Source organism: Microtetraspora fusca (genome assembly GCF_001570365.1).
GTDB classification, from domain to species: domain Bacteria; phylum Actinomycetota; class Actinomycetes; order Streptosporangiales; family Streptosporangiaceae; genus Microtetraspora; species Microtetraspora fusca.
The window spans coordinates 18,148-33,751 of record NZ_BBYK01000056.1; the positions used below are offsets into that span (position 1 = coordinate 18,148).

The 15,604-nt window shown below is 73.8% G+C and carries 7 protein-coding genes (1 of these 7 cut by a window edge); all 7 read left to right on the forward strand.

All coding sequences use genetic code 11. The features are described 5' to 3' along the window. Window positions 1-1,054, forward strand: the end of a protein-coding gene (locus AWQ68_RS25125; protein ID WP_066944335.1) for a non-ribosomal peptide synthetase. 8,840 nt of this gene lie to the left of the window's left edge; only the last 1,054 of its 9,894 coding nucleotides appear in the window; its start codon lies off the left edge, out of view; it ends in the stop codon at window positions 1,052-1,054. Further along, window positions 1,051-4,245 carry a non-ribosomal peptide synthetase gene (locus tag AWQ68_RS25130; RefSeq protein WP_066944340.1) on the forward strand — a complete coding sequence of 1,065 codons (3,195 nt, stop codon included), beginning with the start codon at window positions 1,051-1,053 and terminating at the stop codon, window positions 4,243-4,245. The genes AWQ68_RS25125 and AWQ68_RS25130 overlap by 4 nt, the downstream gene beginning before the upstream one ends. Then, window positions 4,242-11,726 carry a non-ribosomal peptide synthetase gene (locus AWQ68_RS25135; protein WP_066944342.1) on the forward strand — a complete coding sequence of 2,495 codons (7,485 nt, stop codon included), beginning with the start codon at window positions 4,242-4,244 and terminating at the stop codon, window positions 11,724-11,726. The genes AWQ68_RS25130 and AWQ68_RS25135 overlap by 4 nt, the downstream gene beginning before the upstream one ends. Beyond that, window positions 11,710-12,654: an ornithine carbamoyltransferase gene (locus AWQ68_RS25140; RefSeq protein WP_066944344.1), complete on the forward strand. Its 945-nt coding sequence runs from the start codon at window positions 11,710-11,712 to the stop codon at window positions 12,652-12,654. Before AWQ68_RS25135 ends, AWQ68_RS25140 begins: the two co-directional genes overlap by 17 nt. Further along, window positions 12,651-13,775, forward strand: coding sequence for a Zn-dependent hydrolase (locus AWQ68_RS25145; protein WP_066944548.1), 1,125 nt, complete (start codon window positions 12,651-12,653; stop codon window positions 13,773-13,775). Before AWQ68_RS25140 ends, AWQ68_RS25145 begins: the two co-directional genes overlap by 4 nt. 108 nt (window positions 13,776-13,883) lie before the next feature. Beyond that, window positions 13,884-14,723 carry an ABC transporter ATP-binding protein gene (locus AWQ68_RS25150; RefSeq protein ID WP_066944552.1) on the forward strand — a complete coding sequence of 280 codons (840 nt, stop codon included), beginning with the start codon at window positions 13,884-13,886 and terminating at the stop codon, window positions 14,721-14,723. Further along, complete coding sequence (locus tag AWQ68_RS25155) at window positions 14,716-15,585, forward strand: ABC transporter permease (protein ID WP_084464382.1); 870 nt, start codon at window positions 14,716-14,718, stop codon at window positions 15,583-15,585. Before AWQ68_RS25150 ends, AWQ68_RS25155 begins: the two co-directional genes overlap by 8 nt. Window positions 15,586-15,604: the final 19 nt, after the last annotated feature.

The following is a 15,604-nucleotide window of genomic DNA, read 5'->3' on the forward strand; positions in this document are numbered from 1 at the left end:
GCTCTCGTCCGGCCCGGTGCCCGGGACCGCCCACCTGGTCGTCGGCGGGGAGGTGCTCGCGCCGTCGCTGGTCGAGCGGTGGCGCAAGGTCGTTCCCGGCTCCGTCGTGGTCAACGAGTACGGCCCGACCGAGGCGACGGTGGCGTGCTCGACGTTCGCCGTGCCCGAGGGGGCGGACGGCGTGCGGGCGCCCATCGGCCGCGCGATGCCGGGCGCCTCTGTACGCGTCTTCGACCCGTGGCTGGACCTGTGCCCGGTCGGCGTGCCCGGCGAGATCATGATCGGTGGGGTCGGGGTGGCGCGGGGCTATCGCGGCCGTCCGGCTTTGACGGCTGAGCGGTTCGTCCCTGATCCGTACGGGCCGGCGGGGTCGCGGATGTACCGGTCGGGTGATGTGGGCCGGGTGCTGGAGTCGGGAGACGTGGATCTGCTCGGCCGGGTGGACGAGCAGGTGAAGATCCGGGGCTACCGGGTGGAGCCGGGCGAGGTCGCGGCCGTGCTGGCGGAGCATCCCGGGGTGTCGGACGCGGTGGTGATCGCCGTCGACGGCCGCCTGGTCGGCTACGTGGTCCCGGCCGCGCCGACTTCCGGGGAAGCCGAGGTGCTGGCGTGGCTGCGTGAGCGGCTGCCGGCGTACATGGTGCCGTGGCGGCTGGTCGAGATCGCGGCGGTGCCGTTGACCGCCAACGGCAAGCTCGACCGGACCGCCCTGCCCGCCCCGGAGCACGCCTCGCCCGACGCGATCGACCGGGAGCCGCGCGGCCCCGCCGAGCGGCTGCTGTGCGAAATCTGGGCCGAGCTGCTCCGCGTGGACCGGGTCGGCCCGCACGACGACTTCTTCCAGCTGGGCGGCCACTCCATCCTCGCGGTGCGGCTGCTCTCCCGGATCCAGGAGATCTTCGAGGTGGAACTGGCGTTCCGGACGCTCTTCGAGCAGCCCACGGTCGCCCGGCTCGCCCTGGTGATCGAGGCGGAGATCCGCGCCCAGGTTGCGCTGCTCACAGACGCGGAGGTCGCGGCCGACGCGCGGACTCAGGAAGGCAGACGGTCATGACTGACGTGCTCCGTGAGGAACTGGTCCAGCGGCGGCTCGCCGGCGCCCGGGTGGGCAGGCGGGCCACGATCGAGCGCGCGCCGCGCGGCGGCCCCTTGCCGCTCTCCTTCGGCCAGCGGCGGCTCTGGGTGCTCGACCGCATCGACCCGGAGGGCGGCGAATACCTCGTGCCCACCGTCATGCGGATGCCCCCGTCGCTCGACCCCGACATCACGCGCAGGGCGTGGCAGGCCCTGGTGGACCGGTACGAGGTGCTGCGCACCCGGTACGTCGTGATCCGGGACGAGCCGATGCAGGTCATCGACGACCCGGGCCCGATCGACTTCGAGTACCGCGAGCTGTCCACCGCCGACGCGCTGCGCTGGGCGGACGAGGTCTCCCGCACGCCGTTCGCGCTGGAGCGGGAGTGGCCGGTGCGGGTGCGGCTCGCGCGGCTGGAGGAGGGCGACCACCTGCTCGTCGTGGTCCTCCACCACATCGTCTGCGACGTCTGGTCCAACGCGCTGCTCGGCGCCGAGTTCGGCACGGTGTACGCCGCGTACGCGGAGGGCCGGACGCCGGACCTGCCCGAGCTGCCCGTGCAGTACGCCGACTACGCGGTCTGGCAGCGGGAGCGGCTCACCGGCGAGTTCCGCGACCGGATCCTCGGCTACTGGCGGGAGACGCTCGCCGACCTGCCCCGGCTGCGGCTGCCGCTCGACCGGCCCCGGCCTCCGGTGCGCGGCGGGACCGGCGGCACCGTGCCGTTCCACGTTCTGGCGGACACCGCCGAGCGGCTGCGCCGCATCGCCGTCGAGCACGACACGACGCTGTTCACGGTCCTGCTCGCCGCCTTCCAGGCGCTGCTCGGGCGCCACTGCGGCACCCGTGACGTCGCCGTCGGCACCGCCGTGTGCGGCCGTACCCGTCCCGAACTGGACCAGGTGGTGGGCTTCCTGGTCAACACGCTGGTGATCCGGTCGCGCTGGCGGCACGACACCACGTTCGCCCAGCTCGTCGACATCGCCAGGGACGCGATGCTCGGCGCGATGGACAACCAGGAGCTGCCGTTCGAGCGGCTGGTCGAGGAGCTCCAGACCGAGCGCGACCCGTCGCGCATGCCGCTCTTCGACGTGATGTTCGGCTCGCAGACCGACGACTCGCTCCGCATCGACCTGGACGAGCTGACCGTGACCCAGATCGTGCCCGACTCTCCCGTGGCCAAGTTCGACCTCAGCGGCTACGTCGAGGACCTGGCCGACGGAGCGCTGCTCGGCCGGCTGGAGTTCGCCACCGTGATCTTCGACCGGCCCACGGTGGAACGGCTGGCCGGCCGGTACGTCGCGCTCCTTGAACACGTCGCCGCCGATCCCGGCGGCCCGGTGGCGCTGGCCGAGGTGCTGGACGGCCCCGGCGCCGTCGAGGGTCCCCCGCTGCCGGACGCACCGCTGGTCCTCGACGCGTTCGAGGCGTGGGCGCGGGCCACCCCGGACGCGCCGGCGATCCTGGCGGGCGACCGCCGCCTGACGTACGCCGAGGTGGACGCGCGGGCCAACGCCCTGGCGCACCTGCTGCGCGAGCGCGGGGCCGGGCCGGAGAGCGTCGTCGGCGTCTGCCTGCCCCGCGGGGAGCACCTGGTGCCCGCGCTGTTCGGCGTCTGGAAGGCGGGGGGCGCGTACCTGCCGCTCGACCCGGCCTTCCCGGCCGAACGGCGCCGCCTCATGCTCGCCGACGCGGGCGCCCGGATCGTCATCACCGACCTCGACGCGGAGGATCTGGCCGGATTCCAGGTCCTCTCTCCCGAACCGCCGCCGGGGACGCCGCGGACGGCCCCGCCACGCGAGGTGGACGGCGACAACCTCGCGTACGTCATCTACACCTCCGGCTCGACGGGACGCCCGAAGGGCGTGCAGATCACCCTCCGCGCCCTGGCCGGCTACGTCTCGCAGGCGGTCGGGTACCACCGGGGAAGCGGAGGGACGCCGCTGTTCTCCTCGGTCGCCTTCGACCACCCCGTGTCCGGGCTGCTCCCGCCGTTCGTGCTGGGGAGTTCGGTGCGCATGTTCTCCGACGACTTCGACCTCTCGCGGCTCGGCCGCACGCTCGCCGACACCGGGCCGTACGCCATGCTCAACCTCACCCCGGCCCATCTGGAGCTGCTCTGCCATCAGCTCACCCCCGAGCAGGCCTCCGCGCTGGCCGGCCTGCTCGCCGTCGGCGGAGAGGCGCTGTCGTACGCGACCACGTCCCGCTGGTACGCGCTCGCGCCGGACACGCCGATCGTCAACGAGTACGGTCCGACCGAGGTGACCGTCGCCTGCGTCAACCACCGGGTGCGCGCGGACGGCGCGGGCGTCATGCCGATCGGGCGGCCGATGGCCGGGGCGAGCGTGTCCCTCCTCGACGCCGAGCTGCGGCCGGTCCCGGAGGGTGTCATCGGCGAGCTGTACGTCGGCGGGCCGGGGGTCGCCCGCGGATATCTCGGGCAGCCCGGGCTGACCGCCGAGCGGTTCGTCCCCGCCCCGGGAGGCGGCCGCCTCTACCGGACCGGCGACCTGGCCCGGCTCACCGCGGACGGCGAGCTGGAGTTCCACGGCCGGGCGGACGAGCAGATCAAGATCCGCGGCTACCGGATCGAACCCGGCGAGATCGCGGCCGTGCTGCGCTCGCACGCCGGGGTGCGCGACGCCGTGGTCGTGCCGTTCGAGCAGGGCGGACGCGTGCGGCTGGCCGCCTACGTCGTCACGGACGGCGAGGCGGCGGGGGAGGACCTCGTCCGGCACTGCCGTGCCCACCTGCCGGATTACATGGTGCCCGGCGCCGTCGTGACCGTTGACGCGGTGCCGCTCACCCACAACGGCAAGGTGGACGTGGCCGCGCTGCCCGCGCCGGGCGACGCCTCGCCCGCCGCCGCCCACGAGCCCCCGCGTACGGCCACGGAGGAGATCGTCGCCGAGCTGTGGGCGGAGCTGCTCGCGGTCGACGACCCCGGCGTCCACGACGACTTCTTCGCCGCGGGCGGCGACTCGATCACCGCGATCCGGGTGATCGGCGGCATCCGCGAGGCGTTCGAGGTGGACATCCCGTTCCGTACGTTCTTCGCCGAGCCGACGATCGCGGCGCTCGCGGTTGCGGTCGAGGACGCGATCAGAGCCGAGGTCGAACAGATGTCAGAGGGCGAGCTGCTGGCCTACGACGAGGACCGCGCATGACGGCGAACGACACCGAGGCCCTGCGCGAGGACCTGATCCGGCGAAGGCTCGCCGGGGCGCGGCGCAAGCGGCAGGGCATCCCGCCGGCCGACAGGTCGGCGCCCCTCCCGCTGTCGTTCGGGCAGCGGCGGCTGTGGCTGCTCCACCGGCTCGACCCCGCCAGCCCCGAGTACCTGGTGCCGATGGCGCTGCGGCTGCGCGGGCCGCTGGACGCGACCGCCGTCTGGCGGGCGTGGGACGCCATGGTGATCAGGCACGAGATCCTGCGCACCCGCTACGTCGTCGTGGACGGCGAGCCCGCGCAGGTGGTGGACGAGCCGCGCGCGTTCCCGGTGCGGGAGGCGGACCTGACCGGTCTTCCCGCCGACGAGCGGCTGCCCGCGGCGCTCGAGGTGTTCGAGCGTGAGGCGCGGACGCCGATCTCGCTGGAACACGAGTGGCCGGTGCGGGCGTGGCTGGGCAGGCTGGACGACGAGGACCACGTCATGTTCGCCGTCTACCACCACATCGCCGTCGACGGCTGGTCGCAGGGCGTCATCAACACCGAATGGCCCGCCCTGTATCTCGCGTACGCCCTCGGGCACGAGAACCCGCTCGCGGACCTGCCCCCGCTCCCCGTCCAGTACGCCGACTACGCCTCCTGGCAGCGGAGCCGGATCTCGGGCCCGCTGCTCGACCGGGAGCTGGAGTTCTGGCACGGGCGGCTGAGCGGTGTGCCCCACCTGGAGCTGCCCACCGACCGGCCGCGCCCCGCCGTACGCGACTGGTCCGGAGGCAAGGTCGAGTTCCGCGTGCCGCCGGAGCTGGCCGAACGGCTGCGCCGGATCGGCCGCGAACGGCAGGCGACGCTGTTCATGGTGCTGCTCACCGCGTTCCAGGTGCTGCTGTCGCGGTACTCGGGGCAGCGGGACATCGCGGTCGGCACCCCGGTGGCCGGACGTACCATGCCGGAAATCTCCGGAATGATCGGCTTCACGGTCAACACCCTGGTCATCCGGGGACGCTGGCACGACGACCCGCTCTTCACCGAACTGCTCGACGCGACCCGCCTCACCGTGCTCGACGCGCTGGACCACCAGGAGCTGCCCTTCGAACGGCTGGTGGACGACCTCCAGCCCGAGCGGGACATGTCCCGCAACCCGCTGTTCCAGGTGATGTTCGGCCTGCACAACGAGGAGACGAGCGAGGGGGAGTACGGGACGCTCAAGGCCGAGACCCTGCTCACCAGCGGGTCGGTGGCCAAGTTCGACCTCAACCTCCAGTTCGAGGAGACCGCCGCGGGCGGGCTGTTCGGCGTGCTCGACTACGCCTCCGCGCTCTTCGACGCGGACACCGTGAGCCGGATGGCGGACCACCTCCGGCGGCTGCTGGAGAACATCGCGGCCGACCCCGAACGCCCCGTCTCCGCGCTGCGCCTGCTCGCGCCGCACGAGCTCCCGGACCTCGAGGCGCCGGCCGCGCCGGGCGATCCCGAGGACGTGGCCGGCTCGGAGGGGTGTGGCTCTCCTGGTGACCCGGTCTCCCTGGTGGTCGATCTCGTCGAAGAGCGGGCACGGGTCACTCCGGACGCGATCGCCCTGACCGTCGGCGGCGCGTCGACCACGTACGCCGAGCTGGACGAGCGGGCCGACCGGCTCGCGTGGCGGCTGCGCTCGCTGGGCGTCGGGCCGGAGTCGCTCGTGGCGGTCTGCCTGCCGCGCGGCGCCCTGCTGGTGCCCGCGCTCCTCGCCGTGTGGAAGGCGGGCGGCGCGTACGTCCCCCTCGATCCGGGCCACCCTCCGGCCCGGCTCCGGCAGACGCTCGCCGACTGCGGCGCCGAGGTGGTGGTGACCGACTCCGGCCTCGCGGACGCGTTCGACGGCGCGCGGCTGCTCCTCCTCGACGAGCCCGCCCCACATGCCGCTGCTGTGGGAGACGAGGACGGCTCCGGGGCGGACCGGCCGCCGGGGCCGCCGGAGCGGACCGCCGACCCGGACGGGCTCGCCTACGTCATCTACACGTCGGGTTCGACCGGCCGTCCGAAGGGCGTGATGGTCACCCACGGCAACCTCGCCCGGCTTCTGGCCGCCACGCGGGACGGCTTCCGCTTCGGACCGGACGACGTCTGGACGCTCTTCCACTCGGCCGCGTTCGACTTCTCCGTCTGGGAGATGTGGGGGGCGCTCTCGACCGGCGGGCGGCTGGTGGTCGTGCCGTACACCGTCTCGCGCTCGCCCGAGGAGTTCCTCGACCTGCTCGTCGCCGAGCGGGTGACCGTGCTCAACCAGACGCCGTCCGCGTTCGCCGGGCTGGCCGCGGCGGTCTCCGCCGACGACGGACGGCGGGCCGCGCTGCGCCTGCGCCTCGTCGTCTTCGGCGGCGAGCGCCTCGACGCCGCCGCGCTGCCGTCGTGGCCTGGCGTCGAGATGGTGAACATGTACGGCATCACCGAGACGACCGTCCACGTCACCCGGCACCCGGCCGACCCGGCCGAGCGCGGGGCGGGCAGCCGCGTCGGCCGCGCCCTGGACGGCGTGAGCGCCCGCGTCGTGGACTGCTACGGGGACCTCGCGGCGCCCGGCGCGGCGGGCGAGATCCACGTCGGCGGTTCCGGAGTCGCCCGCGGTTACCTCGGGCGGCCGGGACTGACCGCCGAGCGGTTCCTCCCCGACCCGTACGGACCGCCGGGTTCGCGTCGTTACCGGACCGGCGACCGCGCCCGCCTCCGCGGCGACGGCGGCCTCGAATTCCTCGGCAGGGTGGACGACCAGATCGCTTTGCGCGGCTACCGGATCGAGCCGGGCGAGGTCGAAGCCGTCGTCACGGCGCATCCGGCGGTCCGCGAGGCCGCCGTGGTGGTGCGGGACGGGCGGCTGGTCGCCTACGTGACCTACCGGACCGCCGAGAGAACCGCTGGAGCGGATCCCGCGGCCGGCTCGGCCGACACGAGGGAGGGCGGCGCGCTCGCGGCCGAGCTCCGTGGGCACTGCGCGTCCCTGCTGCCGTCCCACATGGTGCCCGCGCTCTTCGTGGGCATGGAGCGGCTGCCGCTCACGCCGAACGGCAAGACGGACCGGCGGGCCCTGCCCGAGATCGATCCCGGCGATCCGGCGGCCGGGTCCGGGGCGGCGACCCCGCCGGAGACCCAGGCCGAGGCGCGCATGCTCGGCCTCTGGACCCGCGTCCTCGGCCGCTCGTCGATCGGGACCGGCGAGGACTTCTTCGAGCTCGGCGGCGACTCCCTGCGCGCGGTCGCCCTCGTCGGCGACCTGCGCGCCGCCGGGTTCGACGTGTCCGTACGCGACCTCTTCGAGCGGCGGACCGTGGCCGGCCTCGCCCGCCTGGCCGACGAACGCCCCACGGCGGGGGAGCACACGGCCGTCGCCCCCTTCGCCCTGCTCGGACCGGACGACCTCGCCCTGATCCCCGCCGACGCCGTCGACGCGTACCCGCTCTCCCAGGTGCAGGCGGGCATGGTGTACCAGTCGCTCGCCCACCCCGAGGCGCGCTACTACCACGACGTCTTCAGCTTCGGCGTCCGGGACGAGGCGCCCTTCTCCGCCGAGGCGCTGCGGGCCGCCGTCGCGCGGGCGGTGGAGCGGCACGAGAACCTGCGCACGTCCATCGACCTCTCCACGTTCTCGACGCCCATGCAGGTCGTCCACGCCGCCGCCGACCCGCGGCTCGTCGTGCGGGACGTACGGCACCTGCCCGCCGGCGAGCGCGCCGAGGACGCGGCCCGGTGGCTGGCGCGGGAGTGGGAGACGCCCGTGGAGCTGGAGCGCGCCCCGCTCCTGCGGCTGTTCGCCCAGGTGGAGGAGGACGGCCACTGGCGGCTCGGGATGACCCTCCACCACGCGATCGTCGAAGGATGGAGCCAGCACACGCTCCTGATGGAGTTGCTGGACGACTACCGGTCGCTCAGGGACGGCCGGGAACCGCCCGAGCGTCCCCTCCCCGCCGTCCGGTACGCCGACTTCGTCGCGGCCGAAGTGGCCGCCCTCGCGTCCCCGGACGACGAGGGCTACTGGGAGAGGCAGCTCACCACCCACGCGCGCTGGGCCGTACCGGCCGACTGGGCGGACGCGACGGCGGGCGACGAGGTCGATCAGGTACGGGTCGATCTTCTCGATGCGTACGAGGGGCTGGCCCGGCTCGCCTCCTCGGCGGGTGTGCCGCTCAAGAGCGTGCTGCTCGCGGCGCACCTCAAGGTGCTCAGCGCGTTCACCCCGGACACCGCCTTCCACACCGGCCTGGTGTGCGACGCCCGCCCCGAGGCGGCGGGAGCCGACCGCGTCCACGGCATGTTCCTCAACATCGTGCCGTTCCCGTTCCGGCTCGACGCCCCGACCTGGCGGGACCTCGTACGGGATGTGTTCGCGCGCGAGGTGGACCTGTGGCCGCACCGCCGCTTCCCGTTCCCCGAGATGCAGCGGCGCTGGGCCGGCGGGGCGGAGCTGCTCCCGATCTTCTTCAACTACCTCGACTTCCACGTCATCGACACCGACGTCGTGGATCTGCCGGAGAGCACGGGGGAGACCCCCAACGAGTTCGCGCTTCAGGTGACGACGCTCAACGGGACGCTCACCCTCACCGCCCGCCGCCGGGACGTCGGCCCGGCCGCCGCGGCCCGGCTGGCCGAGATGTACCGACGTGTCCTCACCGCCATGGCGGAGGACCCGGAAGGAGACGCGCTCGCCGCCTACCTCCCTGCCGACGACGCCGTGGAGGGTGGCGTGGAAGGCGCCTCTGAGGCGGTGTCGGCGGTGGCCTTACGGGACGGCGGCGTGGTCGGGGAGTGGCGGTCGGCTCCGGATTTGGTGGCGGCGCGTGCGGTGGCGGTCCCGGATGCGGTGGCGGTGGTTTCCGGTGGTGGGGCGCTGTCGTTCGGGGAGTTGGATCGGCGGGCTCGTGGGGTGGCGGGCCGGTTGCGGCGGCTGGGCGTCGGTCCGGAGTCCCTGGTGGGGGTGTGCCTGGAGCGTGGGGTGGATCTGCTTCCGGTGTTGGTGGGGGTGTGGTACGCGGGGGCGGCGTATTTGCCGGTGGAGCCGTCGTGGCCGCCGGCCCGGCGGTGGGCTCTGCTGGCGGACGCGGGCGCCCGCGTCCTGATCGCCGCCGATCGGGAGCCTCATGCAGGTGGAGCCGTCCAGGAAGCCGAAGGGGCGCCGGAGGTCGTGGTGGTCACTCCGGAGGAGTGCCTGTCGTGGCGTCCGGAAGACGCGCCGGACAGTGCGGCTGGGGCGGTCCCGGTCGCATCGGGCGGGCTGGCCGACGGGGCCGAGGCGGTGCCGGTCGCGGTCGATCCGGATTCGCTGGCGTACGTGATCTACACGTCGGGCTCGACCGGACGGCCCAAGGGCGTCGAGATCACGCATCGGAATCTGGCCTCGTACCTGCGCCACTGCGAGGGGAGGGGCGGCGCGCCGCTGTTCTCGTCGGTCGCGTTCGACATGGCGGTGACCACGCTCTTCGCGCCTCTTGTGGCAGGGGAGCCGGTCCACCTGCTGCCGCCGGACCTGGACGTGGCGGACCTCGGGCCCGCGCTGGCCGAGTCCGGGCCGTACGACTTCGTGAAGCTGACTCCGTCCCACCTGGAGGCGCTCTGCCAGACCGTGCCGCCGGGCGGCGCGGCGGGGCTGGCGCGGGCCTGGCTCGTCGGCGGGGAGGCGCTCGCGCCCTCGCTGGTCGAGCGGTGGCGCAAGGTCGCGCCCGACTCCGTCGTGGTCAACGAGTACGGCCCGACCGAGGCGACGGTGGCGTGCTCGACGTTCGCCGTGCCCGAGGGGGCGGACGGCGCGCGGGCGCCCATCGGCCGCGCGATGCCCGGAGCCTCCCTGCGGGTGCTCGACCGCTGGTACGAGCCGCGGCCCACCGGTGTGCCGGGCGAGATCATGATCGGTGGCGTCGGGGTGGCGCGGGGCTATCGCGGCCGTCCGGCTTTGACCGCCGAGCGGTTCGTCCCCGATCCGTACGGTCCGCCGGGGTCGCGGATGTACCGGTCGGGTGATGTGGGCCGGGTGCTGGAGTCGGGTGACCTCGATCTGCTCGGCCGGGTGGACGAGCAGGTGAAGATCCGGGGCTACCGGGTGGAGCCGGGCGAGGTCGCGGCCGTGCTGGCGGAGCATCCCGGGGTGTCGGACGCGGTGGTGATCGCCGTTGACGGCCGTCTGGTCGGCTACGTGGTCCCGGCCCCGGAACCGCCGGTCGTCTTCGAGGGCGCCGCGCCTGCTCTGTCCGACGTATCGGCACCGCCTTCTTCGCCCGGATCGGCAGGGGCGGCCGGGCGGCGCGGTCCGGGAGAGGCGGAGGCGCTGGCGTGGCTGCGTGAGCGGCTGCCGGTGTACATGGTGCCGTGGCGGCTGGTGGAGATCGCGGCGGTGCCGTTGACGGCCAACGGCAAGCTGGACAGGGCCGCCCTGCCGGAACCCTCGGGGGCTGGTAGCGCGGCGCGCGACCCGCTTCCCGCCGCCACGCCGACGGAGGCGGCGATCGCCGAGGTCTGGCAGGAGGTTCTCGAACTCTCCCCGGTCGGCGTCGAGGACGACTTCTTCGAGCTGGGCGGGCACTCGCTGCTGACCCTCCGCGCCGTGGCGCTGGCGAACCGGCGCGGGCTCCCCGTCCGGGCCCACGACATCCTGGAACTGCGCACGGTGCGCGCGCTCGCGCGCCGGGTCGACGGAGCCGAGGCCGCCCGGCCGCTCGTCTGGCTGAACCGGCGGCCGACGCCGCCGCGCGTGGGAGCCCGCGAGCAGTCGGCGCCGCTCTTCGTCGTCCATCCGGCGGGCGGCGCGTCGCACTGGTACCGTCCGCTCGCCGAGCGCCTGTCGCGCCCCGTCGCGTCGTTCGTCGTGCCCGGCCTCGACGACGCCGCCGACGTCGTACGGCTGGCCGCCCACTACGTGGGGCAGATCCGGGCGGCGGAGACTCCGCCGTACCGCCTGCTCGCCTGGTCGTCGGGGAGCACGATCGCCTGGGAGATAGCCGCCCAGCTCATCGCGGCGGGCGGCCCGGCTCCGGAGCTGATCCTCGTCGATCCCATGGCCGACATCCCGGGCAGCGCCGTGGGGGCCGAGACCTTCGACCTGCTGGAGACCCTGCTGCGGGAGCCCGGACGGACCCGGCTCGCGCGCGGTGTCACGGCCTACCGGGCCAGGAAGCTGCTCGCCGAGCTCGGCATCACCGCCACCAGGGACGACTTCGAGGCGCTCGACGCCCAGATAGAGCTGTGGCGGACCCTCGACCAGGCGACCGCGGAATACCGCTTCCCGCCGCTGCCGATCCCGCTGCGGCTCGTCGTGAGCGACGACTGCGTGAGCGGGCGGCACACGGTGACCGGACGCCGGCCCTACGCCGAGTACCTGGACCGATGGCGCGCGCTCGCGGGCGGCGGGCTGACCCTCCACCGCCTCGGCTGCGACCACCGCGGCGTTTTCAACCCTCCCTACGTCGACCTTCTCGTTCGCATCGCCGGTGAGGTGACCCCCAATGAAGCCAGGACGTGACCGTACCCGCCATCTGATCTCTCTCTCCGACCTCTCCGACGAGGACCTCGAAGCGCTGGTCGAACGCGGCTGCGCCATCGCCGCGGGCGCCCCGATCGAGGGCATCCTGCGCGGACGCGTCGTCGGCGTCTACTTCACGAAGACCTCGACCCGTACGCGTACCGCGTTCTCCAGCGCCGCCATCCGCCTCGGCGCGGGCGTGATCGCGTACGGTCCGGACGACCTGCAGCTCAACACCGGAGAGACCCTGCAGGACACCGGCCGGGTGCTGTCCAGGATGCTGGACGTCCTGGTCGTCCGGACCGCCGGGCCGCCCGAGGAGATGGCGGCGCTGGCCGCGCAGCGGCGGATGGCGACGATCAACGCCATGAGCGCGGACGAGCACCCCACCCAGGCCCTGGCCGACCTGACCACCATGCAGCTCCGGTTCGGCTCGCTCTCCGGGCTGCGCGTCCTGTACGTCGGGGAGGGCAACAACACCGCCGCCGCTCTCGCGCTCGCCCTCACCCGGTTCCCGCGCGCGGAGCTGCACCTGCGCACACCCCCCGGGTACGGCCTCGCGCCCGGCATCGCGCTCAGGGCCAAGGAGTACGTCGCGGCGAGCGGCGCCCACCTCACCGAACGGCACGACATGGGGGACCTCCCGGGCGAGGTGGACGTCGTCTACACCACCCGCTGGCAGACGACGGGCACGTCCAAGCCCGACCCCGACTGGCGTTCCGTCTTCGCACCCTTCCACGTGAACCGGGAGCTGATGGCGCGCTATCCGATGGCCCTGTTCATGCACGACCTGCCCGCCCACCGGGGCGAGGAGGTGAGCGCGGAGGTGCTGGACGGCCCGCGCAGCATCGTGTTCGAGCAGGCGGAGAACAAGATGCACAGCGCGGCCGCCGTACTGGAGTGGGCCGCGGGCGGTGGGCGGTGGTGACCCGGATCTCGGCGGAGCGGCTGCTCGCCGACATCGCGTCCCTCGCCGCGTTCGGCGGCCGGGCGGACGGCGGGGTGGACCGGGTCGCGGGGTCGGCGGCGGACCTGGCGGCCCGCGACTGGCTGGCCGGGCGCATCGCCGAGGCGGGGTGCGTCGCCTGGCGCGACGACATCGGCAACGTCTTCGGCCGGACGCCCGGCGGCTCCGGCCCGTGGCTGCTCGCCGGCTCCCACACCGACAGTGTCCCCGGAGGCGGCCGGCTCGACGGAGCGTACGGCGTGCTGTCCGCGCTCGAGGTCCTCCGTACGCTGCGGGAGGCGGGGCACCCCGCCGCGGAGACGCTGGAGATCGTGAGCTTCTGGGACGAGGAGGGCGCGGCCCCCACCTCCGGCGGCGGGCTGGTCGGCTCCACCGCGTTCTGCTCCGGCGGCCACCTCGCCGAGATCACCGCGTTCCTGGAACTCCACATCGAGCAGGGGCCGCGGATGGAGCGCGCCGCGCTCGACCTGGCGGTGGTCGAGGGCATCGTCGGCATCGACCGGTACGCCGTCACGCTCACCGGCGAGACCAACCACGCGGGGACGACGCCCATGGACGGCCGCGCCGACGCCGGCCGGGCCGCCGCCCGGGTGCTCGTCGAGGTCAGGGAGATCGCCGCGGCGGCCGACCCGGGCATGGTGGCGAACGTCGGCTGCGTGGAGGTGCTCCCCGGAGCCCCGAACGTGATCCCCGGCGCGGCGCGGCTGGTCGTCGAGTTACGCGCGGCCGGCCGCGCCGCGCTGGACGCGTGCGCGGAACGGCTGCGCGCCCACGCGGCGCGCGTCGCGCGGGAGGAGGGGTGCGTCGCCGTCGTCGAGGTCCTCTCGCGCAAGCCGGAGGCGCGGTTCGACCCCGCCCTGTGCGACCACCTGGAGAAGGTCTGCAAACGCCTCGGCGTGACACACGACCGCCTGGTGAGCTACGCCGGGCACGACGCGGGCGTGCTCAGCCGCCACGTGCCGACGGCCATGCTGTTCGTGCCCAGCAGCTCCGGGGTCAGCCACGCGCCCGCCGAGCACACCCCCGACAGACAGCTCGTACTGGGCTGCCAGGCCCTCCTCGACGCCGTGGTCGCGTGGTGACCCGGAGGGCGAGATGGCGAGAACACGCCACGATCATTGCCCCCACGATCAGCCGCAAATACCCTCAATCCGTGTCTTTCCCCAGGTGAGAGGGGTAACGCCGTGACGATGGCTGTGCGGGTACGCGGGCTGCGCAAGCGGTACGGCGACGTCGCCGCAGTAGACGGCATCGACCTCGACATCGCCGCGGGCGAGGTGTTCGGCCTGCTCGGCCCGAACGGCGCGGGGAAGTCGACCACGGTCGAGATCCTGGAGGGGCACCGGCGGCGCGACGAGGGTGAGGTCAGCGTCCTCGGCACCGATCCGCATCGGGCCGCGCGCTCCTGGCGCGACCGGATCGGCATCGTCTGGCAGACCGCCGCCGACACCCCGGAGCTGACCGTCGCTGAGACCGTCCGGCATTTCTCCATGTACTACCGCAACCCGCGCGACCCCGAGCAGGTGATCGACCAGGTCGGCCTGACAGAGAAGGCCGGGACCCGGATCCGCGCCCTCTCGGGCGGCCAGCGGCGCCGCCTAGACGTGGCGCTCGGCATCATCGGGAGCCCGGAGCTGCTGTTCCTCGACGAGCCGACCACCGGCTTCGACCCGGAGGCGCGGCGGCGCTTCTGGGATCTCATCCAGGGACTCGCGGGCGAGGGTACGACGATCCTGCTCACCAGCCACTACCTGGAGGAGGTCGAGGCCCTCGCGGACCGGCTGGCGGTGATCTCGCGGGGCCGGATCGTCGCGGAGGGCGAGCCGCGCACGCTGGGCGGGCGCGCGGTCGCGGCCACCTCGGTCCAGTGGATGAGCGCGGACGGCCCGCGCACGGTCGAGACCGACACCCCCACCCGCGTCGTCCTCGACCTGGCCCGCGAGTTCGACGGCGAGGTGCCCCAGCTCACGGTGACGCGGCCCACCCTCGAAGACGTCTACCTCAAGCTGATCGGAGCCACCGATGAGTGACACGGCGCCCGCCACCGTCGGCGCCCCTGCGGCCGACGCGCCCCGGCCGGAGCCGCGGGCGCGGTCCCGAGGAGCGCTGCGCCTCGGGCTGGCACGCGCGGCGATCGAGCTGAAGATGTTCTTCCGCGAGCGGGACCAGCTCGTGTTCGTCTTCTCCTTTCCCGTGGTCATGCTGGTGATCCTCGCGTCGATCTTCTCCGTTCAGTACCACGGGACCCAGGTGACGGTCTCCCAGGTCTACGTGACCGGACTCATCGGCGCCGGCATCATGGCGGTGAGCTTCCAGAACCTCGGCATCACGATCGCGGTCGAACGCGACGAGGGGGCGTTGCGGCGGCTGACCGGCACGCCCATGCCGGGCGGCGCCTACTTCATCGGCAAGATCCTCAGCGTCCTGGTGATCGCCGCCGTCGAGGTCGCGGTCCTGCTGGTCGCCGGCGTCCTGTTCTACGACGTCGAGCTGCCCGCGTCGCCCGGGCCGTGGCTGACGTTCGCCTGGGTGTTCACGCTGGGACTGGCCGCGTCGGCGCTGCTCGGCATCGCCGCGAGCAGCGTGCCGCGTTCCGCCCGCGGCGCCACCGCGCTGATCACCATGCCGTTCGTGGTGCTGCAGTTCATCTCCGGCGTCTTCATCCCGTTCACCGACCTGCCGGAGTGGCTGCTGCGGCTGTCCGCCGTCTTCCCCCTCAAGTGGCTGTGCCAGGGCATGCGCTCGGTGTTCCTCGGGGACAAGGGTGCGGTCCTGGAGGTCACGGGCGGCTACGAGCTGGGCCGGGTGGCGCTCGTCCTGGCCGCCTGGGTCGTCGGGGGCTTCGTCCTGTGCCTGCTGACGTTCCGCTGGAAGAGCCGCCGGGACGGTTGAGCCGCCCGGCCCGGCCCGG

What these genes read in the sequence shown, in the direction of transcription:
- AWQ68_RS25135 (WP_066944342.1), top strand. Translation starts at nt 4,242, where the DNA reads ATGACGGCGAACGACACCGAGGCCCTGCGCGAGGACCTGATCCGGCGA.
- AWQ68_RS25130 (WP_066944340.1), top strand. Translation starts at nt 1,051, where the DNA reads ATGACTGACGTGCTCCGTGAGGAACTGGTCCAGCGGCGGCTCGCCGGC.
- AWQ68_RS25140 (WP_066944344.1), top strand. Translation starts at nt 11,710, where the DNA reads ATGAAGCCAGGACGTGACCGTACCCGCCATCTGATCTCTCTCTCCGAC.
- AWQ68_RS25150 (WP_066944552.1), top strand. Translation starts at nt 13,884, where the DNA reads ATGGCTGTGCGGGTACGCGGGCTGCGCAAGCGGTACGGCGACGTCGCC.
- AWQ68_RS25155 (WP_084464382.1), top strand. Translation starts at nt 14,716, where the DNA reads ATGAGTGACACGGCGCCCGCCACCGTCGGCGCCCCTGCGGCCGACGCG.